This is a genomic window from Duganella violaceipulchra, assembly GCF_019166075.1.
GTDB classification, from domain to species: Bacteria; Pseudomonadota; Gammaproteobacteria; order Burkholderiales; family Burkholderiaceae_D; genus Rugamonas; species Rugamonas violaceipulchra.
In genome coordinates, this window is the sequence record NZ_JAHTGR010000008.1 from 192,071 (window position 1) to 211,323 (window position 19,253).

At 67.0% G+C, this 19,253-nt stretch carries 24 protein-coding genes; 7 read left to right on the forward strand and 17 right to left on the reverse strand.

Features of this window, described 5'->3' with window-relative positions:
• Positions 1-6 precede the first annotated feature (6 nt).
• Positions 7-966: a M14 family metallopeptidase gene (locus KVP70_RS16690; RefSeq protein ID WP_217943337.1), complete on the forward strand. Its 960-nt coding sequence runs from the start codon at positions 7-9 to the stop codon at positions 964-966.
• Here the strand turns inward: KVP70_RS16690 and sugE are convergent, their stop codons facing one another.
• Positions 967-1,284 carry a quaternary ammonium compound efflux SMR transporter SugE gene (gene sugE, locus KVP70_RS16695; protein WP_217943338.1) on the reverse strand — a complete coding sequence of 106 codons (318 nt, stop codon included), beginning with the start codon at positions 1,282-1,284 and terminating at the stop codon, positions 967-969.
• Between the two features lie 115 nt (positions 1,285-1,399).
• Here sugE and KVP70_RS16700 point away from each other — a divergent pair, with 115 nt between their 5' ends.
• Entirely contained in the window at positions 1,400-1,759 is a 360-nt protein-coding gene (locus KVP70_RS16700; RefSeq protein WP_020706272.1) for a DUF1304 domain-containing protein, read from the forward strand.
• On the opposite strand, the gene KVP70_RS16705 is transcribed toward KVP70_RS16700, so the two are convergent.
• On the reverse strand, positions 1,756-2,802 hold the full coding sequence (locus KVP70_RS16705; protein ID WP_217943339.1) for a hypothetical protein: 1,047 nt from the start codon (positions 2,800-2,802) through the stop codon (positions 1,756-1,758). The genes KVP70_RS16700 and KVP70_RS16705 overlap by 4 nt on opposite strands.
• Before the next feature lie 128 nt (positions 2,803-2,930).
• Here KVP70_RS16705 and KVP70_RS16710 point away from each other — a divergent pair, with 128 nt between their 5' ends.
• Complete coding sequence (locus KVP70_RS16710) at positions 2,931-3,227, forward strand: ArsR/SmtB family transcription factor (protein ID WP_217943340.1); 297 nt, start codon at positions 2,931-2,933, stop codon at positions 3,225-3,227.
• 10 nt (positions 3,228-3,237) lie between these two features.
• A complete protein-coding gene (locus KVP70_RS16715) occupies positions 3,238-4,293 on the forward strand; it encodes an alkene reductase (RefSeq protein ID WP_217943341.1) in 1,056 nt (351 codons plus the stop codon).
• Positions 4,294-4,389: 96 nt separating this feature from the next.
• Here KVP70_RS16715 and KVP70_RS16720 read toward each other — a convergent pair whose 3' ends face one another.
• The 7 genes from KVP70_RS16720 to KVP70_RS16750 all read right to left on the reverse strand — a co-directional run bounded on the left by KVP70_RS16720 (position 4,390) and on the right by KVP70_RS16750 (position 11,469).
• Positions 4,390-5,343 (reverse strand): MBL fold metallo-hydrolase, encoded by a 954-nt coding sequence (locus tag KVP70_RS16720; RefSeq protein ID WP_217943342.1) that lies wholly within the window; start codon positions 5,341-5,343, stop codon positions 4,390-4,392.
• Positions 5,344-5,412: 69 nt separating this feature from the next.
• A complete protein-coding gene (locus KVP70_RS16725; protein ID WP_217943343.1) occupies positions 5,413-6,459 on the reverse strand; it encodes an acetate kinase in 1,047 nt (348 codons plus the stop codon).
• A 21-nt stretch (positions 6,460-6,480) separates the two neighbouring features.
• The gene (locus KVP70_RS16730) at positions 6,481-6,972 is read right to left on the reverse strand and encodes a hypothetical protein (RefSeq protein ID WP_217943344.1); all 492 of its coding nucleotides are present in this window, start codon (positions 6,970-6,972) and stop codon (positions 6,481-6,483) included.
• 12 nt (positions 6,973-6,984) lie between these two features.
• Entirely contained in the window at positions 6,985-7,662 is a 678-nt protein-coding gene (locus KVP70_RS16735; protein ID WP_217943345.1) for a C39 family peptidase, read from the reverse strand.
• Entirely contained in the window at positions 7,659-8,057 is a 399-nt protein-coding gene (locus tag KVP70_RS16740) for a hypothetical protein (RefSeq protein WP_217943346.1), read from the reverse strand. The genes KVP70_RS16735 and KVP70_RS16740 overlap by 4 nt, the downstream gene beginning before the upstream one ends.
• A gap of 64 nt (positions 8,058-8,121) precedes the next feature.
• Positions 8,122-9,846 carry a hypothetical protein gene (locus KVP70_RS16745; RefSeq protein ID WP_217943347.1) on the reverse strand — a complete coding sequence of 575 codons (1,725 nt, stop codon included), beginning with the start codon at positions 9,844-9,846 and terminating at the stop codon, positions 8,122-8,124.
• A gap of 249 nt (positions 9,847-10,095) precedes the next feature.
• Positions 10,096-11,469 (reverse strand): sigma-54 dependent transcriptional regulator, encoded by a 1,374-nt coding sequence (locus KVP70_RS16750; protein ID WP_217943348.1) that lies wholly within the window; start codon positions 11,467-11,469, stop codon positions 10,096-10,098.
• A 172-nt stretch (positions 11,470-11,641) separates the two neighbouring features.
• Here KVP70_RS16750 and KVP70_RS16755 point away from each other — a divergent pair, with 172 nt between their 5' ends.
• A complete protein-coding gene (locus tag KVP70_RS16755) occupies positions 11,642-12,262 on the forward strand; it encodes a 1-acyl-sn-glycerol-3-phosphate acyltransferase (protein WP_217943349.1) in 621 nt (206 codons plus the stop codon).
• A 2-nt stretch (positions 12,263-12,264) separates the two neighbouring features.
• On the opposite strand, the gene KVP70_RS16760 is transcribed toward KVP70_RS16755, so the two are convergent.
• Genes KVP70_RS16760 through KVP70_RS16795 form a run of 8 tightly spaced genes read right to left on the reverse strand, consistent with a single transcriptional unit; the run spans position 12,265 to position 17,884 of the window.
• Positions 12,265-12,822, reverse strand: coding sequence for a HupE/UreJ family protein (locus tag KVP70_RS16760; RefSeq protein ID WP_217943350.1), 558 nt, complete (start codon positions 12,820-12,822; stop codon positions 12,265-12,267).
• A complete protein-coding gene (gene ureG / locus KVP70_RS16765; protein ID WP_229224868.1) occupies positions 12,819-13,463 on the reverse strand; it encodes an urease accessory protein UreG in 645 nt (214 codons plus the stop codon). Before ureG ends, KVP70_RS16760 begins: the two co-directional genes overlap by 4 nt.
• Positions 13,464-13,476: 13 nt before the next feature.
• Positions 13,477-14,157: an urease accessory protein UreF gene (locus tag KVP70_RS16770; protein WP_217943466.1), complete on the reverse strand. Its 681-nt coding sequence runs from the start codon at positions 14,155-14,157 to the stop codon at positions 13,477-13,479.
• On the reverse strand, positions 14,157-14,657 hold the full coding sequence (gene ureE, locus KVP70_RS16775; protein WP_217943351.1) for an urease accessory protein UreE: 501 nt from the start codon (positions 14,655-14,657) through the stop codon (positions 14,157-14,159). Before ureE ends, KVP70_RS16770 begins: the two co-directional genes overlap by 1 nt.
• A gap of 6 nt (positions 14,658-14,663) precedes the next feature.
• On the reverse strand, positions 14,664-16,364 hold the full coding sequence (gene ureC / locus KVP70_RS16780) for an urease subunit alpha (RefSeq protein ID WP_217943352.1): 1,701 nt from the start codon (positions 16,362-16,364) through the stop codon (positions 14,664-14,666).
• A gap of 1 nt (position 16,365) precedes the next feature.
• Positions 16,366-16,692 carry an urease subunit beta gene (locus KVP70_RS16785; RefSeq protein ID WP_217943353.1) on the reverse strand — a complete coding sequence of 109 codons (327 nt, stop codon included), beginning with the start codon at positions 16,690-16,692 and terminating at the stop codon, positions 16,366-16,368.
• Positions 16,693-16,703: 11 nt separating this feature from the next.
• Positions 16,704-17,006 carry an urease subunit gamma gene (locus KVP70_RS16790; protein ID WP_117010090.1) on the reverse strand — a complete coding sequence of 101 codons (303 nt, stop codon included), beginning with the start codon at positions 17,004-17,006 and terminating at the stop codon, positions 16,704-16,706.
• A gap of 20 nt (positions 17,007-17,026) precedes the next feature.
• Entirely contained in the window at positions 17,027-17,884 is an 858-nt protein-coding gene (locus KVP70_RS16795) for an urease accessory protein UreD (RefSeq protein WP_217943354.1), read from the reverse strand.
• Positions 17,885-18,021: 137 nt separating this feature from the next.
• On the opposite strand from KVP70_RS16795, the gene KVP70_RS16800 reads away from it, so the two are divergent.
• Positions 18,022-18,252 carry a hypothetical protein gene (locus KVP70_RS16800; protein ID WP_229224869.1) on the forward strand — a complete coding sequence of 77 codons (231 nt, stop codon included), beginning with the start codon at positions 18,022-18,024 and terminating at the stop codon, positions 18,250-18,252.
• 102 nt (positions 18,253-18,354) lie between these two features.
• The gene (locus KVP70_RS16805; RefSeq protein WP_217943355.1) at positions 18,355-19,251 is read left to right on the forward strand and encodes an NAD-dependent epimerase/dehydratase family protein; all 897 of its coding nucleotides are present in this window, start codon (positions 18,355-18,357) and stop codon (positions 19,249-19,251) included.
• Positions 19,252-19,253 lie beyond the last annotated feature (2 nt).

Below are 19,253 nucleotides of genomic sequence, written 5' to 3' on the forward strand. Positions count from 1 at the left end.
CGCAGCATGCCTCACAACGGAAAATTCCAGTTCCAGTCACATACCTATAGCGGCCAGCTCACCGGCACGCGGCTGATCGTCACCGGCGCCGTGCACGGCAACGAGACCTGCGGCACCCAGGCCATCACGCGCGTGATGCAGCAACTCGACAGCGGCGAGCTGACGATACGCAACGGCAGCGTCACCTTCGTCCCGGTTGCCAATCCGCTGGCCTACGCCAAGGGCGAACGTTCCGGCGAGCGCAACCTGAACCGCAACCTGTTCCCCAACCCGAATCCGCAAGACTTCGAAGACCGCGTGGCCAACTGGCTGTGCCCGCTGTTGGCGCAGCATGATGTGCTGCTCGACCTGCACTCGTTCAACGCCGCCAGCGAACCGTTCGCCATGGTCGGCCCACGCAACAACGACGGTCCGCTGGAGCCGTTCCAGCACGAACAGCAGGAGCGCGCGCTGGCGCGCCGGCTCGGCGTGCGGCGCTTTGTCGATGGCTGGCTGCGCACCTACGGCGCCGGCGTGCAGCGCCGCCTGCGCGACGATAGCCAGCTGGAAACCGTGCTGCGCTACGGCATGGGCACCACCGAATACATGCGCAGCACCGGCGGCTACGCGCTGACGCTCGAATGCGGCCAGCATGCCGATCCGCAAGCACCCGAGGTCGGCTATCGCGCCATCGTCAACACCCTCGCCTTCCTCGGCCTGATCGATGCGCCGTCGCCGCCGCCGATCGCCGACGAGGCGATGGAGGCGCTCAGCATGGTCGCGGTCTACGACAAGCAGCATGCCGACGACCGCTTCAGCAGCGCCTGGTCCAGCTTCGATCCGGTGCGGCAGGGCGAACAGATCGGCACGCGCGCCGACGGCACAGCGGTGCTGGCCGAGTTCGACGGCCGTATCCTGTTCCCCGACGCCGCGGCCGGCGCCAACAGCGAATGGTATTACCTCACGCGCGCCAATCCCGGCTTCTGATCAGACGGTCGACAGCTTCAGGCCGACGATGCCGCCGATGATCATGGCGATGCAGCCCACGCGCAGCGCGCTGGCCGGCTCGTTGAGTACGACGATGCCAAAGATCACGGTGCCGACGGTGCCGATGCCGGTCCAGATGGCGTAGGCGGTGCCCAGCGGCAGCGTGCGCAGCGCCAGGCCCAGCAAGGCGACGCTGCCGGCCATCGCGGCCAGCGTCAATGCCGTCGGCAGCGGCTTGCTGAAGCCGTCGGTGTATTTGAGTCCGACCGCCCACGCCACTTCCAGCAGGCCGGCCAGGATGAGGATTATCCAGGTCATCGAGTGTCTCCAAAATTGCCGGAAACTATAGCATTGGCAGCCAAACCCTGCTGGTGTCTTCCCGCCGCGTCCGCCACAGGCCATAATGCTTCATCAATAACAAGGAGGAGCATCCATGCAATTACTGGCGCAGATCGTCACCGGCCTGGTGGCGCTGATACATGTCTACATCGTGCTGTTGGAAACGGTGCTGTTTCAATCGCGCGGCCGCCGCGTGTTCGGACTGACGCAGGAGAAGGCCGACATCGTGCAGCCGGCCATGTCCAACCAGGGTTGCTACAACGGCTTCCTGGTGGCGGCGCTGGTGGTCGGCTTTGTGCATCCGAATCCGGCCATCGCCTCGGCCTTCACGGTGTTCGGCCTGGCTTGCGTGGCGGTGGCCGGTGTATGGGGCGGCGTCACGGTCAAGCGCTCGATCCTGCTGATCCAGACCTTGCCTGCGCTGATCGCGCTGGCCCTGCACTTCGCCGGCTAACTGCCGGCGGGCTTGGCGCCGTTCAGGCTCGGCAAGGCCATGGTCTCGACCACCACCGGCGCCGGCTCGGTGGCCGGCTTGGCGCCGCTGCCGCGCAGGGCCAGCAGCCAGCCGATGCCGTCGAACCAGAACGGCGCGCCCAGCGACGAGGCGAAGGCCGTGATGATCCAGCCCATCAGCGCGAACGCCAGCGCCGCCATGAAGGCGCCCACGCCTTGGCCGCAGGCCGCTGCAAAGCGCGGCGACGGCCAGCCTATCGGCAGCGCCTGCACCGTTTGCCAGTCTTTTTTCGCTTCGACCATCTGGCTCATTGGCGTGGCCGCTGGTGCGGCCGCGACCGGCTTCATGCGGCCGGCCGCGATGGCGTCCGCGCCCTGCTGCGCCAGCGTTGCCGCCGCCGCGTTGTCGCTCCACAGGCGCTGGCTCAATTGCAGCGCATCGATGTTCATCGCGCCCGCATAAAACAGGCCGACGCAAAACAGCACCAGCTGCGAACGCCGCTTGTACCAGCCGGTGATGCGGTCCATCACCGTGTCGTACCAGATGCGCACCGCGCTTTCCAGCGCGGCCAGGTCGTCCGGTCCCTCGCCCATCAGCGCCAGCAAGGTGCGGCTCAAACCCTCATTGCCCACGTTGGCCAGCAACAGCGCCGCCGTTTGTCCCTTGCCGTATTTGGCCGTCAGGGTCGACACAAAGGCCCGCGCGAAAATCGCCGACGGGATGTAGGACGGCATGCGGCCCTGCTGCGCCAGCCCGGTGATCAAGGGATGCGTCATCACGGCGGCCGACAGCGAATGCGGTCCCAGCTTGGCCAGGTTGAAGCCGCCGTCCAGACGCAGGAAGCGCCTGATCGACGGCATGGCGCCGCGCAGGCGCGACTTGCCGGCCGGCTCGTGCAACATGGTCAGCACGCCGTCCAGCAGCACCTTGGCGCGGGTCTGGAACAGCGAGGCGATCGCTTCGCGGGTGGCGCTGCACAGCAGGCTCACGGCCAGGAAAGTATAGGACAGCCCGATGGCCACATCCAGGTAATGACTCGACATACGGCCCTCATTAAACTTCGAACAATGTTCCCATAACATAAATGATTTTTTGGCCGCCAGCACGTTTTTCTTTTATATCGTAAGATGCCGATATTGAAATCGGAAAAAGACGATCCATATATCGTTACATGCAAATGGACATAGACGCTATCCACAAAGCCCTCGCCAGCCCGATGCGGCGCCAGATCCTGGCGTGGCTGAAGCAGCCGGAGGTGTATTTCTCAGAGCAGCAGCATCCGCTGAGCCTGGGGGTGTGCGCCGGCCTCATCGACCGGCGTTGTGCATTGTCGCAATCGACGGTGTCGGCGCATCTGGCCACCCTGCTCAAGGCGGGCCTGATCACGTCGCACCGCGTGGGGCAATGGAATTATTTTAAACGCGACGAAGCGACCATCCAGGCCTTCATCGACCAAATGACTTTATAGGAAACTCATCATGGCAAATCTTTTCGACCCGCTCACCATCGGCGACCTCACCCTGAAAAACCGCATCGTCATGGCGCCGCTGACCCGCGCCCGCGCCGTCGGCGGCGCCCGCGTGCCGAACGCGCTGATGGCCAAGTACTACGTGCAGCGCGCCAGCGCCGGCCTGATCCTGAGCGAGGCGACCGCCGTCACGCCGCAGGGCGTGGGCTACGCCGACACGCCGGGCCTGTGGTCGGACGAGCAGGTCGAGGGCTGGAAATTGGTGACCGAGGCCGTGCACCAAGCCGGCGGCGTGATCTTCGCCCAGTTGTGGCATGTGGGCCGCGTGTCGGACCCGAGCTTCCTGAACGGCGACGCGCCGGTGTCGGCCAGCGCCATCGCCGCCGACGGCCACGTCAGCCTGCTGCGTCCGCAGCGTGCCTATCCGGTGCCGCGCGCGCTCGATACCGAAGAGCTGGCCGGCATCGTCGCGGCCTACAAGCTGGGCGCGGAGAACGCCAAGAAGGCCGGCTTTGACGGCGTGGAAATCCACGGCGCCAACGGCTACCTGCTGGACCAGTTCCTGCAAGACAAAACCAACCAGCGCAGCGACAACTACGGCGGTTCGATCGAGAACCGCGCGCGCCTGATGCTGGAAGTGACCGACGCCTGCATCGCCGTCTGGGGCGCCGGCCGCGTCGGCATGCACCTGGCGCCGCGCCGCGACGCGCACGATATGGGCGATTCCAATCCGGCCGCCACCTTCGGCTATGTGGCGCGCGAGCTGGGCAAGCGCAAGATCGCCTTCATCTGCGCGCGCGAAGCCGTGGGCGAGGACAGCCTGGGACCGTTGTTGAAGAAGGAATTCGGTGGCGTCTACATCGCCAATGAAAAGATGGACAAGCAGACCGCGCTGCAAGTGCTGGACGCCGGCACCGCCGATGCCATCGCCTTCGGCAAGGCCTTCATCGCCAACCCGGACCTGCCGCGCCGCCTGCAGCTGGACGCCCCGCTGAACGAGTGGAAGGCCGAAACCTTCTACGCCCCGGCGGAAGAAGGCTACACCGACTACCCGGCGCTGGCGTAACACCGCGAGGGTCAGGTCTGACAATCGGACACGGACTCAACTTTAGCGCCTTTGCTACGGTTGAACTCGTGTCCGAATGTCAGACTTGACCCTCTTTTAGCGCGGCAGCGCGTAGTTGACGGGCACGAAGTCGTAGCCCTTGCCGTTGGTCCGCACATGGCCCAGCGCGGGGAACGACAGGTGCGACGCGCCGATCAGGTAGCCGCCCTTGGCCGCCGCCGCGAACGCTTCCTTGCGCTCGGCGATGGCCACCTTGCTGTCGCTGTCGAAATTGACGCCGACGCCAGGATTTTCAAACTGCACCGCCTGCACGTGCAGCAAATCCCCCAGCAACACCAGCTTCTGCCCCGCACTCTCGACCACGTAGGTGATGTGGCCCGGCGTGTGTCCGCCGTTGAAATACGATTTGATGCCCGGCACCAGCTCGCTGTTGGCGACGATGGGCTGGAACTTGCCGGCCTTGACGTAGGGATTGAGCGACATCATCGCGCCCTGGAAGTCTTCCTTCTCTTCGCCGGTCGCCTTGTCCAGGTTGCTCTGGTTCAGATAGTAGTCCGCATCGAGCTTGCCGGCCCGTACCACCGCGTTCGGGAACACCCGCTGTTCGTTGGCCACCAGTCCGCCGACGTGGTCGCCGTGCATGTGGCTGATGTAGATCTCGTCCACCTGCTCCGGCTTGTAACCCGAGGCCTTGAAGTTGGCCAGCAACTTGCCGGCCGTCGGGCCGAACAGGCTGGCGGCGCCGGCGTCGATCAGCACCAGCTTGCTGCCGGTGTTGATCAGGAAGGCGTTGACCGAGGTTTCCACCGGACTCTTCAGGAACGACCTGGCCAGCGCCGCATTGGTCTTGGCCGGCGCCTGCTTGAGCAGCTGGTCGACCGGCAGGTCGATGCTGCCGTCGTTGAGCACGGTGACCTCGAACTCGCCCAGCGTGGTCCGGTAAAAGCCGGGCGCCTGGAACTTGGCCATCGGCGCGGCGGCCTGCGCCATCGAACAGGCGGCGGCCACCGCCAGCACGGCGGCGGATCGGGTCAAGGTGGTCGTGATCATGGCGTCCCTGTCATGTTGTCTATCAAGAGACGCTACGATACCGCAAAATCAACTTTGTTGCTAACGCGCCTAGAAGGTCATCGGCATGCGGAACGATAGTTGCACATCCGGCGTGTCGCGCGTCAACCCGGCGCCCACCGAGACGTTGATGGTGCGCTTGTCGCTGAGCCGCAACGACAAGCCCATCAGCAACGTGCCCAGCTGGGTGCGCACCGAACCCGGCACCGGCACGCCGTTCTGCCGCGTGCGCGCGATCGAGCTGTGGTCGTAGCCAAAGCTGATCAGCGCCTTGTCGTTCAGCGCCAGGCCGACGCCGAAATTAAAGCCCACCACGTCGCCCGGCGCCACCGTGCCCAGCGGCTCCCAGTCACCGTTCAAGACCTTGCGGTTGACGTTGCTGCGCTTGAAGTTGTACAGGTAGCTGACGCTGCCGAACAGGATGGCCGGATCGCTGGCGTACAGCCATGTCAGGCTGGGCTGCACCGCGTAAAAGCCCGAGCCGGTCGGCAGGTCCAGCGGCAGGCCGGTGCCGGTGGCGTTGGGGCCCACGCAGCGCTTGCTGCAATCGGTGATCACGCTGAAGGGGTCGGTGCCGGTGCGCGATTTGACGCGCAGGCCGGCCACATAGTACGGGCGGTCCGGCGCGCCCTGGTTGAGCTGGTAGCGCAGCGCCAGCTCGGCGTCGCCCACGCCCTTGCCGCTGGTCTCGAACACATGGTCGACGCCGGTGCCGGTGAAAATCTCGCGGCTGACGGTGGAGTCGGAACGGTAGACATAGGGCAGCTTCAACTCCAGCTCGGCACGATTGCTCAGGCCGTAGCGCAGGCTGACCGCGCCGGTCAAGGTATTGCGCTTGACCTCGCGCACATCGACCAGGCCGATCAGCAAGGCTGGAATGATGGTGTAGCCGACCAGCACCACCCGGTTGCTCGACGAATAGCCGAACTGCATCGACGGCTCCAGCACCAGCTTGCCGCGCGGCGTCAACACGCCGGGCTGCTCGAACAAGGGCGCCACCGCCGGCGGCTGCGCCGCGCCGTCCTGCCCCTGCGCCGCCGCGCACGCCGCCAACGCCCACAGCGCCAGCGCGCCGCCCTGCCATCTTGCACCTCGCATCGCTGCCCTCCTGAGTTGTGTTCATTTCGGTCCCACCGCACCGCTCAGGGCATCGCGCAACAGGGTTTCAAAGTTGACGGCCTTGAGCAGCGCCAGATTGCTGACGCTGGTGCTGATGGTGGTCTGGCTGCGGATGGCCTGGTCGTTGATGCTGTTCTGGATCAGCAAGGCGCCCAGTCCCGCCGTGGCCGGCAACGGATCGAGCGCGTTGCCGGCGCCGTTCTGCACCACCACATGGGCCAGCGCCTCGCTGGCCATCTGTGCCTCCACAGCGCTCAACTTTGTCACATCGGCGATCGCAAAACGACTATTCGCTACAACACTGCCATTGATCGAAACCAAACGTTCGACACCTAGCGAGACCACCAGCCCGTTGCCCAGGTCGTAGCCGCCGCGCGTCTGTTCCAGCCGCGCATCATCGACGGCGGTCCAGCCGTCGGTCGGGTCCGGCAAGTCGCTGGCGTGTGCCGCCGCCCCGCAGGCCAGCAGCACGCTCAGGATGGTAGTGCGCATGCGCGCCTCCGCTCAGTAATTGCCGCTGCCGTTCTTGGGCAGGGTGACGTCGGTCAGACTGGCGCGGTTGATGCCCTCGCCCAGCGGCGCGCGCGGCGCCACGCGCCACTCCGACGCCTGGTTGAAGTGCGGCTTGCCCGGCCAGTTATGTATCACGAACAGCAACTGGTCTTGCCAGAGCGCCTCGAAATCGGCGCGCCGCACGGCCCGCGTGCCGCCGGCCGGGTCGCCCAGCAGCACCCGGCCCTGGTCCATGCCCTTGATGACGACGAAATGTTCATAACCGTTTTCACGGATGCGCACGATGGCCGGAAATGCCGCCTCGGCCAGCTTGTGCAGCGGTTGCTGGTAGCCGTCGGCGATAAAGCCCAGCGTGGCCAGGTAGCGCTTCATGTCCAGCAGCGAAAAGCCTTCGCGCTGGATCTTCTGCTGGTCGCCGTGCGCGTACATGGCGTCGAACACCTGGCGTTCGCTGACGGGCGTGTCGTAGTGGTAGCTGAGCAGCGTCGCCACCGCCGCCGAGCCGCAGCTGAAATCGAATTGCTGGCGCACGGTGGAGCGGAAGCGCGCCTCCTTCAGGCTGGTGACGCGCAGCGCATAGCTGCCGCCGCCGACGCCGGGCAAGTCCGCCGCGCCGGCCTGGCCGCACGCGATGGCGGCCAGTACGATGATGCATGCTGGTGTTTTCATTTCATCTGGATGTTGATGATGGTGGCGTTCTGGATCAGCACATTGGTGCCGGAGTTCTGTATCGCCACCGGCAAGCCGGAAGCGTTGCTGAACGAGCCGCTGCTGATGGCGTTGGCGCCGGTGGTGACATTGACCGCCGTGTTGCCGTTGACGGCACCGTTCAATTGCATATCGTTGTTGACCGCATCGGCGCCCGCGCGCTTGCCGGCCAGCTTGGCGGCCGGCACCGACGTAGCGTCAAAGCCGGCGGGATCGGCCGCCGTGATGACGATGGCGTCCGGCAGCAACGCCGGCCGCGATTGCGCAACCGGCTCGGCCAGCGCTGCGATCACCGGCGCCGCCGCCTGCCCGGCCAGCGCCAGCGCGGTACAAAAACTGATGACTGGTATCTGCATACCCTACTCCCTGTAGATGGCGGGATGCGCGCGCCTTGCCGCCGCGCCCGCATCCCGCCCGCCGTTACTTGCCGACCGCCAGGTTGGCCTGGACGTTGACGCTCTGCTGCACCAGTGACGAGATGCCGCTGTTCTGCGCCGTGACCATGATGCCGGCCGCCGACTGGCCGACATTGCTCATGGTGTTGGACATATTGAACGTCCCCGCATTGACCGAGACGTCGCCACCGGCGCCGCCCGCGGCACCCGAGCCGGCGCCACCGGTCGCCGCGCCGGCGGTGATGGTGCCGCCACCGCCGCCGGCGCCGCCGGTGTTGCCGCCGCCACCCGCACCGCCGGCGCCGCCGGCGCCGCCGGTCGAACTACCGTTGGTGGGATTGCCGTTGCTGGCCGTGCCGCCGGTGGCCGCGCCGCCGGCCGCGCCATTGCCGCCGGTGTTGCTGGCCGCGCCGCTGTTGCCGCCGTTGCCGCCGGCCGCACCTGCGCCGCCCGCCGCACCGGTGCTGGTGGCCGCGCCACCGGCGCCGCCCGTGCCGCCGCCGCCGGTGGTGGCGCTCGCTCCGGCGCCGCCGGTTTGCGTCACGCCCGCGCCCGCGCCGCCCGCGCCGCTGGTGGCGGCGCCGCCCGCCGCGCCATTGCCGGCCGTGTTGCTGCCGCCGGTGCCGGACGCGCCAGCCCCGCTGGCGCCGCCCGCCGCACCGGCGCCCCCTGCGCCGCCGGTGGCGGTGCCGGTGCTGCTGGTGGCATTGCCCGAGGTGCCGGCCCCGCCCGTGCCTGCGCCGCTGCTGCCGGTGGAGGTCTGGCTGGGCGGCGGCGTGGCCGTGGTTTCGGTCCCGCTCGGCACGCCAGTGTTGTTGGCCGACGACGCCGACCCGGTGCTGGCGCCGCCGCCGGTGCCGGTGGTATGGGCCGCGCCCGAACCGCTGCCGGCCGTACCGCCCGCGGCGCCGGCGCCGCCCGCACCCGTCAAGCCGCCGGCGCCGCCGGTGGCATTGCCGGCGTTGCCGGTATTGCCGCCGTTGCCGCCATTGCTGCCGGTGGCCGCGCCGCTCAGGCCGCCGTTGCCGCCGGTCGAACCGCCATTGCTGCCGCCGGCGCCGCCCGTCGCCGCGCCGCTGGCGCCGCCGAGGCCGCCGGCACCGCCCGTCGCAGCCTCGCCGCGTCCGCCTGCGCCACCGGCGCCACCGGCGCCACCCGCACCACCGGCGCCGCTGGTCGCAGCACTGGCCGCGCCACCCGCACCGCCGGCGCCGCCGCTGACGGCGCCCACCGAGGGCGCGCTATTGGTGGCGCTACCGTTCGTGGCGTTGCCGCCCAAGCCACCTGCCGCGCCATTGCCGCCGGCGCTGTTTCCGCCCAGGCCGCCGGTGCCCGCCGCCGCCCCGCCCGTGGCTGCACCGCCCGTGCCGGCGCCGCCGGCGCCGCCAGTGCTGCCGGCGCTGTTGCTGGCGTTGTTGCCGATGTCATGCACGGTATTGTTGCTGACGGTGCCGGTCAGGGTGCTGGTGGCGGTGGCCGACGATTGGTTGTACGCGTTGGTGAGCGCGGAGCTGGCCGTGGCGCCGTTATTGGCCGCCGCGGCGCCGATCTGGGTGGCGGTCGCGCCGCCGGTGCTGTTGTTATTGTTGTTCTTGTTGCTGCTGTCCTGGACCGCCAAAGCGTTGTCGTTCGCATGCGCTCCGGCGCCCGATTGCGTGGTCGCCGTCGTCGGTGGCGTGGTGGTTTGCGCAAACGCTGCACTTGCGCCAAACGCCAGCGCGATGGCCGCGCTGATCATAGTTTTCTTCATAGCTGCTCCCTACCTAACAGGTTGTACGGTTGATCGAATGGATGCCAGGGGACCGATCTCCCAGCCCTCCCCTCTTTCGCAAACTTGATGCCAGCACCGGCGCCACGCGCGCAAACTGTTGAATTCACGGGACAATTCAACGCCACTGCCGACAAACTGCCTACGCTGGCGCGCACTGTCCGGCGCTACGCGTCACACCGATGTGACAACGCGGCGGCAGCGCCGGACCGCGCGCCCCAGCACCAGATCCTATTTCGGCGGCGGCGCGGCGGTGTAACAACCATGAGACGGCGCCACCATGCCGTGCTTGGCCAGCAGGCGATACAGCGTCATGCGCGAGACGCCGAGATCGCGCGCCGCCAGCGTGATGTTGCGGCCGGCCCGTTGCAGGCTGGCGTCGATGGCGTCGCGCTCGGCGCGGATGCGGGCGTCGTCCAGCGGCGCGGCGACGTGCGGCGCCGGCGCCGCGCTCAGGCCGAGGTCGTGCGGCTGGATCAGCCGTCCCTCGGCCATCACCATCGCCCGCCGCACGCGGTTGAGCAGCTCGCGCACATTGCCCGGCCAGTCGTGGTCGCGGATCGCCTGCGCCGCGCGCACGCTGAAGCCCTTGACGCGCGGCGCCCGCTCGCTGGCATAGGTGTGGAAAAACTGTTCGGCCAGCGGCAGCAGATCCTCGCGCCGCTCGCGCAGCGGCGGCACATCCAGCGCCAGCACGTTGAGCCGGTAGTACAGATCCTCGCGGAAGGCGCCGCGCGCCACCGCCTGCGCCAGGTTGACGTGCGAGGCGGCGATCACCCGCACATCGACCGCGATGCTGCGGGTGGAACCCAGGCGGTAGATGGTCTTCTCCTGCAGGAAGCGCAGCAGGTTGGCCTGCAGCTCCATCGGCAGGTCGCCGATCTCGTCGAGAAAAATGGAGCCGCCCTGGGCCGTCTCGATCAGCCCGCGCTTCTCGCGCGCCGCGCCGGTAAAGGCGCCGCGCTCGTAGCCGAACAGTTCGGACTGGATCAGCGCGGCGGGGATGGCGCCGCAATTGATGGGGACGAATGGGCCGTCGCGCCGCGGCGAATGCGCGTGCACGGCCTGCGCCGCGAGCTCCTTGCCGCTGCCGCTTTCGCCCGCGATCAGCACCGGCGCGCTGGCGCCCGCCACCTTGACGATCTGCCGCCGCAGCCTGGCGATGGCGGCCGATTGCCCCGTCAGCGCAGGCTCCGGCTGGGCGGCGCGGCACCCCGGCTGCGGATGGCGCAGCGCGGCCAGGCCGTGCGCGTGGCCCAGCGTGTGCCGCAGCCGCTGGGCATCCAGCGGCCAGGTGTGAAAGTCGCCGCAGTGATCGTGCACCAGCTGGCGCCAGGCCGGCGATTCCAGCGCCGGCGCGTGCAGCACCGCCACCCAGTGCACATCCCAATGTTCATGCAGGAAGCCATCCATCGCGGCGCACGACTGCTCGTCATGCGCCTCCACCAGCAACACGCCCACCTGCATGTGACGCGCCTGCAACTGGCGGCGCGCTTCGGCCAGCGTCACCGCACTGTATACTTCCCATCCCTCTACTGCGGCGTTGAGCGGGTCCGGTAAGGCGGGACTCCCGAGTGCCAGGCAGAGTATGGTTTTTTTCGTCATCACCGTTGGACGGCAAGGCGTGGGAAAGGTTCAATCTTTCAATTTCAGCAAGCACAAGTAGCTTGCCGCGCCCCCGGCGTCCGGATAGAATGCCTGCGCGGTTTTTTTGACGAGGGATATGCCAGCCTGTCAATAGTGAAAATAAGTTAAAAATAACGACGGGATCAAGTATATGAGCGATTTTCAACTGAAGCCGGCGGACCTGCCGAGCTGGGGCCAGCGCACGGCCTTGCGCATGCTGGGCCTGTTCGGCTGGCGCATGCTGTTTTGCCCGCTGCCCGGCCCGCGCGGCATCTGCGTGATCTATCCCCATACGTCCAACTGGGATTTCATGATCGGCCTGTTCGGCAAGTGGGCACTGAACCTGCCGTTCCGCTGGCTGGCCAAGGATTCCCTGTTCAAGTTGCCGGTGCTGGGCAAATGGTTCCGCGCGATGGGCGGCGAGCCGGTCGAACGCGGCACGCCGAGCGGCACCATCAAACTGCAGGCGCAGCGCATGAACGCGGCCGACTGGTACTGGGTCGGCATCACGCCGGAAGGCACGCGCGGCCATCGCCCCAACTGGAAGAGCGGCTTCTACCATCTGGCGCTGGAGGCCAAGGTGCCGCTGGTGCTGGTGTATATCGATTATCCGAACAAGACGCTGGGCCTGGTCGACCATGTGGTCCTGACCGGCGACCAGGAGTCCGACATGGCCGCCATCCGCGCCGGCTTCGACGGCCACCAGGGCCTGTATCCCGCCAACGCGGCGCCCATCGTGCTGCAGGAACGCCGCACCGAAACGCGCGACTAGTCTTAAGCCGTCGCCACCAGCATCACGCCGGTGGCGGCGATCGCGGCGCCGGCAAGCTTCAGCGCCAGCGCCGGGCTGACGCGGCCCAGCATCCTTCCCCCGTAGACCAGCAGCGCGCTGGCCGCCAGCAAGCCCATGGTGCTGGCCGCCTCCGGCAGTTCATGGCCGTGCGCGTTGCCGTGCAGGAGCGCGAAGGCGCCGACCATCAAACCGCCCAGCGCCGCCGGCAAGCGCGCCGCCACCGCGATCAGCATGCCCATCAAGGCCACCGTCAACGCGATGCCGGTTTCCAGTCCGGGTATCGCCAGGCCGGCCACGCCGGTCAGCACGCCGAACAGCATCATGCCGAGGAAGGTCGCCGGCAACCACCGAGCGTTGGCCTGGCGCGCGCTCCAGATCCCCACCGCCAGCATCGCCAGCAGGTGATCGAGACCGGTGAACGGATGGACGAAACCGTCGAAGAAGCCGTGCGCGTGCGCGCCACCCGTTTGCGGGTGGGCCGCTGCTGCCGCGCAGGCCAGTGCCAGCACGGCTGCCGCCGCGATGCGTTGGTTCTTCATTGGAGTTCCTTTGCAAAGTGTGGGGATTGACCGAGCAAGCCTTGCTCGCGGATGAAATCGATGACGGCGGCCACGCCGTCGCCGCTGCGCAGATTGGTGAACACGAACGGCCGCGCACCGCGCTGCTGCCTGGCGTCGCGCGCCATCACATCAAGGTCGGCGCCGACGTGCGGCGCCAGGTCGGTCTTGTTGATGATCAGCAGATCGGAACGGGTGATGCCGGGGCCGCCCTTGCGCGGGATCTTCTCGCCGCCCGCCACATCGATCACATAGATGGTCAGGTCCGACAGCTCCGGACTGAAGGTGGCGGCCAGGTTGTCGCCGCCCGATTCAACCAGTATCAGATCAAGATTCGGAAAGTCGGCCTGCATGCGGGCGATGGCTTCGAGGTTGATCGACGCGTCCTCGCGGATCGCCGTGTGCGGACAGCCTCCGGTCTCCACGCCCATCAGGCGCTCGGCCGGCAGCGCGCCGGCGCGCAGCAGGATCTCCATGTCTTCCTTGGTGTAGATGTCGTTGGTGATGACGGCCATGTCGAAATGATCGCGCATGCCTTTGCACAGCATCTCGCACAAGGCGGTCTTGCCGGAGCCGACCGGGCCGCCGATGCCGACGCGCAGGGGGGTCGAAGTTGGTGTCATGATGGTTCTCTCTTTAAGATCGGTATAAACGGCTGTACTGCACTTCGTGCTGCATCGACAGCAGCGACAGGCCGGGCGCCCAGTTGCTCATGTCGTCGTCGGCGACGGTTTGCGCGTGGCGCGCGGCCGCTTCGATGTCGGCCCGCAGCGACAGCAAGATGCGCTGCCCCGCCACCTGCCCCAGCGGCACGGATTTGACGCACACCAGCACCTGGTTCTCGGCCCACGCGAACAGCATCGCCAGCAGTGCGGCGTCGTGCGGGATGTCGAGCGCGGCGACGGCGCAGGCGAAGGCGGTCGGCAACGCGACTTCCGCCTGGCCTTGCAGCTGCGCCAGCATCCCGGCGTCGACGAAGCCCAGTTCCGCCACCAGCTTGGTCAGCGAATAGCCCATCTGGATGGTCTCGGCGCGGAACTCGGCGCTGTCGCGCGAGGCGATGAAACGTTCGCTCCATTCCGATACGGCCTGCCAGTCGCGCCGCGACCAGGCCTGCATCAGACGCCAGCACACCGGCGCCTCCCACTGCGCCACCACTTCGTGCAGATGGCGCAGTATCCAGGCGCGCGCGGTGTCGGCGTTGTGGACGATGCCCGTTTCCAGCGCCGCCTCCAGCCCCTGCGAATAGCTGTACGCGCCGATCGGCAGCGCCGGACTGGCGAATTGCAGAAGATTGAGCAGCGCCGAGGCTTGCATCATGCCGGATCGCCGGGCCGGTGGATCTTCTGGCGCAGCGGGATCGGCGCCAGCGGACCTTCGTGGTGGTGTCCGTGGCCGCCGCCATACGCGCCGGACTCCGGCTCGAACGCGGCCTTCTCCTCCGCCACCGTCGCGCCCAGCCCGGCCAGCATCTCCTTCAGCACCGCGTCCGCGCGGATGCGCAGGTAGCCATCGCCGACCTGCGCCTGCGTGTGGCGGTTCCCCAGGTGGAAAGCGCAGCGCAGCAAAGTGTGCGCGTCGGCGCAGGTGATTTTGTAGGTCGGCTCCAGCGCGGCCACCACCTTGATCACGCGCTTGTCCTCGCCGGTCAGCAGGTCGCCGTCGCGCAGCACGGTGCCGCGTACCGTGAACACGGCGACGTCCTCGCCGGTATCGAGCGTGGCCCGCAAGCGGCACTTCTCGCGCAGTTCATAAGGCAGCACCAGCTGCGCGGCGATGATGTCGGCGCTCGGAATTTTAGTGTGCAGTGTCAGCATGGTTGCTCAGAATAAGAAGTAGCGCTGCGCCATCGGCAGCGTAGCCGCGGCTTCGCAGACCAGCAACTCGCCATCGGCGCGCACTTCATAGGTTTCGGGATCGACACTCATCTTCGGCGTGGCGCCGTTGTGGATCATGTCGGACTTGCGCAGCGCGCGCATATTCCTGGCGACGATCAGCGTCTTGTTCAACTTGAGCTGGTCGCCGATGCCGGCGTCAAACGCCGCCTGCGAAACAAAGGTGAACGACTTCTTCAAGCCGCCGCCGAAGGCGCCGAACATCATCCGGTAGTGCACCGGCTGCGGCGTCGGGATCGAGGCGTTGGGATCGCCCATCTGCGCGGCGGCGATCATGCCGCCCTTCAGAATCGTCTGCGGCTTGACGCCGAAGAAGGCCGGCTTCCACAGCACCAGATCGGCGATCTTGCCCACCTCCAGCGAGCCCACGGCATGCGCGATGCCATGCGTGATGGCCGGGTTGATCGTGTACTTGGCGATGTAGCGCTTGACGCGGAAGTTATCGTTGCGCGAGGAATCCGGCGCCAGCGGCCCGCGCTGCACCTTCATCTTGTGCGCGGTCTGCCAGGTGCGCATCACCACTTCGCCGACCCGGCCCATGGCCTGCGAATCGGACGACATCATCGAGATCGCGCCGATGTCGTGCAGGATGTCCTCGGCCGCGATGGTCTCGCGGCGGATGCGCGATTCGGCGAAGGCCACGTCCTCGGCGATGGCGGCGTCGAGGTGATGGCACACCATCAGCATGTCCAGGTGTTCGTCGAGCGTGTTGACGGTGAACGGGCGGGTCGGATTGGTCGACGACGGCAGCACGTTCGATTCGCCCACCGCCGCGATGATGTCCGGCGCATGGCCGCCGCCCGCGCCTTCGGTGTGGAAGGTGTGGATGGTGCGGTCCTTGAACGCGGCCAGCGTGTCGGCCAGGTAGCCGCCTTCGTTGAGGGTATCGCTGTGGATGGCGACCTGCACGTCCATGCGGTCGGCCACGGACAGGCAGTTGTCGATGGCGGCCGGCGTGCTGCCCCAGTCCTCGTGCAGCTTCAGGCCGATGGCGCCGGCGCGCACCTGCTCCTCCAGCGGCTCCGGCAGCGACACATTGCCCTTGCCCAGAAAGCCCAGGTTCATCGGGAAGGCGTCGGCCGCGCCCAGCATCGCGTGCAGGTGCCACGGCCCCGGCGTGCAGGTGGTGGCCGAGGTGCCGGCCGAGGGCCCGGTGCCGCCGCCTATCATGGTGGTCACGCCGCTCATCAGCGCCTCTTCGATCTGCTGCGGGCAGATGAAGTGGATGTGCGTGTCGACCCCACCGGCGGTGACGATCATGCCTTCGCCGGCGATGATCTCGGTGGCGCCGCCGATGGCCATCGTCACATTCGGCTGGATGTCCGGATTACCGGCCTTGCCGATGGCGGCGATCATGCCGCTTTTCAGGCCGATGTCGGCCTTGACGATGCCCCAGTGGTCGACGATCACCGCGTTGGTGATCACCGTGTCCATCACCTCGGCGGCCACGCGCTGCGACTGGCCCATGCCGTCGCGGATCACTTTGCCGCCGCCAAATTTGACTTCTTCGCCGTAGGTGGCGTAATCGTGTTCGATTTCGATAAACAGTTCGGTGTCAGCCAGGCGGATGCGGTCCCCCTTGGTGGGGCCGAACATTTCCGAGTAGGCGCGGCGCGAGATTGTAGCCATGTCAGCCCTTCGGTGGATTGGGATCGAGCTTGCCCATGACTTTGCCATTGAAGCCGTAGACCTTTTGATCGCCGCCCAGCTTCACCAGTTCCACCGTGCGCTGCTGGCCCGGTTCGAAGCGCACGGCGGTGCCGGCGGCGATATTCAGGCGCATGCCGTAGGCCTGCCAGCGCTCGAACTTGAGCACCGTGTTGACTTCAAAAAAATGGAAATGTGAGCCAACCTGCACCGGCCGGTCGCCCTGGTTGGTCACCACCACGGTCGCGGTGGCGCGGCCTTCATTGAGGCCGATCTCGCCCTCTTCGAGTATGTATTCGCCTGGGATCATGATGACCTCCTTTAGGGGATGGGGTTGTGGACGGTCACCAGCTTGCTCCCGTCTGGGAACGTGGCTTCGACCTGGATGTCGGGGATCATTTCGGGTATGCCTTCCATCACGTCCGCGCGGGTCAGAATGCGGGTACCATCGGACATCAGCTGCGCCACGGTCTTGCCGTCGCGCGCACCTTCCATGATGGCGCAGGTGATCAGCGCCACCGCTTCCGGATAGTTCAGCTTCAGGCCGCGCGCGAGGCGGCGTTCCGCCACGATGCCGGCGGTGAAAATCAGCAGCTTGTCTTTTTCTCTTGGTGTCAGGTCCATGGTGTTTCTCAGGTTTACCTTCAGGTTTGCCAGATGCGCGGCGTAACGGCCGCGCGGTCCAGCAGGTACGGGCGCAAGCGGCGCCAGACGGTGAGCATCAGGCGGCGCGCGGTTTCGCTGTCGTCGCCCAGGTGGCGCGCGACCAGCACGCCCTTGGTTTGGGTGACGCCGAATACGTGCTCGCCATCGCCAGAAATGTCAGCGCGGATCTCGGACAGCACGGCGGCGTTGAGCGGCTTGCCGGCGGCGATCAGCGTGGCGCAGACGGTCTTGCCGTTCAGCGCCAGCGGACTGTCGAGCCGACCGCCCAGCATCGCGCCCTGCTCCCACCAGATCAGCCGACCGTCGCGGCGGATGCTGCTGCGCTGGGTGACGGTGCCGGTGTTGAAGGTTTCGCCGGAGCCGCGCCGGCCCATGCACAGGATCTCGCAGCCGATGTAGGTGGCGCCGGCGGCCAGGTCGACGTGCTGCTCCAGCACCACGTTAGCGGTATCAAAAAAGATGGTTTCTTGTGGCAGCCATTCGAGTGCGGCGCCCGCGCCCACGCTCAGGCGCACGCTCTGGCGCGACACCTTGCCATTGGCCTTGTACCACTTGGCGGCGCCTGGCGTGGTGAGGAAGGCATGCGCCTGCGCGCCGACGCCCACTTCGATCGATAACTGGTCACCTCCCACCACGCCGCCCGGTGGATGGACCACGATGGCGTGGCACACCCTGGCGTCTTCCGGGTACAGCGCCTTCTGCACGCGCAGCGGGCCGTAGTGGCGATTGTCGAACAGCCGCGTGGTGCCGCCGTCGTCGGCAAAGCCGAGGGCGAGGCTGGCCCGCCATGCACTGTGGCTAGCGGCGAGTTCTCTGGATGCGGTGGTATCGGGCATGCCTGACGTAATGCAAGCGTCATGCCAGCTGAATCACGCGCTATATCCGCCGTAAGGACATTTTTCGCACCAAAGCGCGTCTTCTGCACCGCGATGGTGCAACCGGCTCCAGTAGCGAGCGTGGCAACCAGACCGGTTTGCTGCTGCGCGACAAGCAAGGCTACATCCCGGTCGGTGCGTCCACCGTTAGCATCACGCTGAGCATGGCCCGCGAAGCCGGCTCCTACAACGACGGCTACGCCGACAACCTGTCCTTCGCCGTGGCCGCCGCGCCAGTGCCGGATGCGGACACCTACGCCATGCTGCTGGATGGACTGGCCCTGCTGGGCGTGGTCGCCAAGCGCAAGCAGCGCAAGGTTCAAGCTTAATATTTGACCAAGAATCAAGAGTGCTTTGCGTCGCGCGGGCTGTTTGCGCGCGGCGTTCATCCTCATACTGTGTGCTTCTCGAACTAATTGAGTGAGCAAAGTATGAAAGTATTCGTCACCGGCGCAGCAGGCTTCATCGGCGGTTCGATCGCGGCGGGCCTGGTCCGCGCAGGCCATCAGGTAACAGGTCTGGTGCGCAAGCCGGAACAGCTGGAGGAGCTGGCCAAAATCGGCGTGACCGGCGTGGTCGGCACCTTGAACGACCGCGATCTGCTGATCGCCCAGGCGCAGGCGGCCGACGCCGTCATCAACGCCGCCAGCAGCGACAACCGCGCCGCCGTCGTCGCCTTTATCGACGCGCTGGCCGGCTCCGGCAAGGTATTCCTGCACACCAGCGGTTCCAGCATCGTCGGCGACGCCTCCGGCGGCGAAGGCACGGAACGCATCTACTTCGAAGACCAACTCCCCGCCCCCACCGCCGACAAGGCCGCCCGCGTCGCCATCGACGACCTGGTGCTGGCCGCCGCCGGCAAGGGCGTGCGCTCGGCGGTGCTGTGCAATACGCTGATCTACGGTCACGGCGCGCTGCCGCGCGACAGCGTGCAGCTGCCACGCCTGCTCAAGCAGGCCCGCAAGAGCGGCATCGTGCGCCATGTGGGACGCGGTCTGAATATCTGGTCCAACGTCCACATCGACGACGTGGTCGACCTGTATCTGCTGGCGTTAGAGAAGACCGAAGCGGGCGCGTTCTACTTCGTCGAAAGCGGCGAGGCTTCGTTCCGCGACATGAGCACTGCAATCGCCCGCGCGCTGCACCTGGGCGCGCCGCAGGACTGGCAGCTGGAGCTGGCCAAGGAAGAATGGGGCTACGAAATGGCCTCGTATGGCCTGGGCTCCAACAGCCGCGTGCGCGGCCAACGGGCGCGCACGCAACTGGGCTGGCAGCCGCATCGCCCGCCAGTGCTGGACTGGATCGCGGGCGACATGCTGCGCGCTTAAGC

Coding starts and splice junctions, on each gene's coding strand:
- sugE (WP_217943338.1), bottom strand. CDS start 1,284: ATGACCTGGATAATCCTCATCCTGGCCGGCCTGCTGGAAGTGGCGTGG.
- ureG (WP_229224868.1), bottom strand. CDS start 13,463: ATGACACCAACTTCGACCCCCCTGCGCGTCGGCATCGGCGGCCCGGTC.
- KVP70_RS16740 (WP_217943346.1), bottom strand. CDS start 8,057: ATGCAGATACCAGTCATCAGTTTTTGTACCGCGCTGGCGCTGGCCGGG.
- KVP70_RS16790 (WP_117010090.1), bottom strand. CDS start 17,006: ATGGACCTGACACCAAGAGAAAAAGACAAGCTGCTGATTTTCACCGCC.
- ureC (WP_217943352.1), bottom strand. CDS start 16,364: ATGGCTACAATCTCGCGCCGCGCCTACTCGGAAATGTTCGGCCCCACC.
- KVP70_RS16725 (WP_217943343.1), bottom strand. CDS start 6,459: ATGCGAGGTGCAAGATGGCAGGGCGGCGCGCTGGCGCTGTGGGCGTTG.
- KVP70_RS16710 (WP_217943340.1), top strand. CDS start 2,931: ATGCAAATGGACATAGACGCTATCCACAAAGCCCTCGCCAGCCCGATG.
- KVP70_RS16745 (WP_217943347.1), bottom strand. CDS start 9,846: ATGAAGAAAACTATGATCAGCGCGGCCATCGCGCTGGCGTTTGGCGCA.
- ureE (WP_217943351.1), bottom strand. CDS start 14,657: ATGCTGACACTGCACACTAAAATTCCGAGCGCCGACATCATCGCCGCG.
- KVP70_RS16760 (WP_217943350.1), bottom strand. CDS start 12,822: ATGAAGAACCAACGCATCGCGGCGGCAGCCGTGCTGGCACTGGCCTGC.
- KVP70_RS16795 (WP_217943354.1), bottom strand. CDS start 17,884: ATGCCCGATACCACCGCATCCAGAGAACTCGCCGCTAGCCACAGTGCA.
- KVP70_RS16805 (WP_217943355.1), top strand. CDS start 18,355: ATGAAAGTATTCGTCACCGGCGCAGCAGGCTTCATCGGCGGTTCGATC.
- KVP70_RS16730 (WP_217943344.1), bottom strand. CDS start 6,972: ATGCGCACTACCATCCTGAGCGTGCTGCTGGCCTGCGGGGCGGCGGCA.
- KVP70_RS16755 (WP_217943349.1), top strand. CDS start 11,642: ATGAGCGATTTTCAACTGAAGCCGGCGGACCTGCCGAGCTGGGGCCAG.
- KVP70_RS16715 (WP_217943341.1), top strand. CDS start 3,238: ATGGCAAATCTTTTCGACCCGCTCACCATCGGCGACCTCACCCTGAAA.
- KVP70_RS16700 (WP_020706272.1), top strand. CDS start 1,400: ATGCAATTACTGGCGCAGATCGTCACCGGCCTGGTGGCGCTGATACAT.
- KVP70_RS16705 (WP_217943339.1), bottom strand. CDS start 2,802: ATGTCGAGTCATTACCTGGATGTGGCCATCGGGCTGTCCTATACTTTC.
- KVP70_RS16750 (WP_217943348.1), bottom strand. CDS start 11,469: ATGACGAAAAAAACCATACTCTGCCTGGCACTCGGGAGTCCCGCCTTA.
- KVP70_RS16720 (WP_217943342.1), bottom strand. CDS start 5,343: ATGATCACGACCACCTTGACCCGATCCGCCGCCGTGCTGGCGGTGGCC.
- KVP70_RS16735 (WP_217943345.1), bottom strand. CDS start 7,662: ATGAAAACACCAGCATGCATCATCGTACTGGCCGCCATCGCGTGCGGC.
- KVP70_RS16690 (WP_217943337.1), top strand. CDS start 7: ATGCCTCACAACGGAAAATTCCAGTTCCAGTCACATACCTATAGCGGC.
- KVP70_RS16770 (WP_217943466.1), bottom strand. CDS start 14,157: ATGCAAGCCTCGGCGCTGCTCAATCTTCTGCAATTCGCCAGTCCGGCG.
- KVP70_RS16785 (WP_217943353.1), bottom strand. CDS start 16,692: ATGATCCCAGGCGAATACATACTCGAAGAGGGCGAGATCGGCCTCAAT.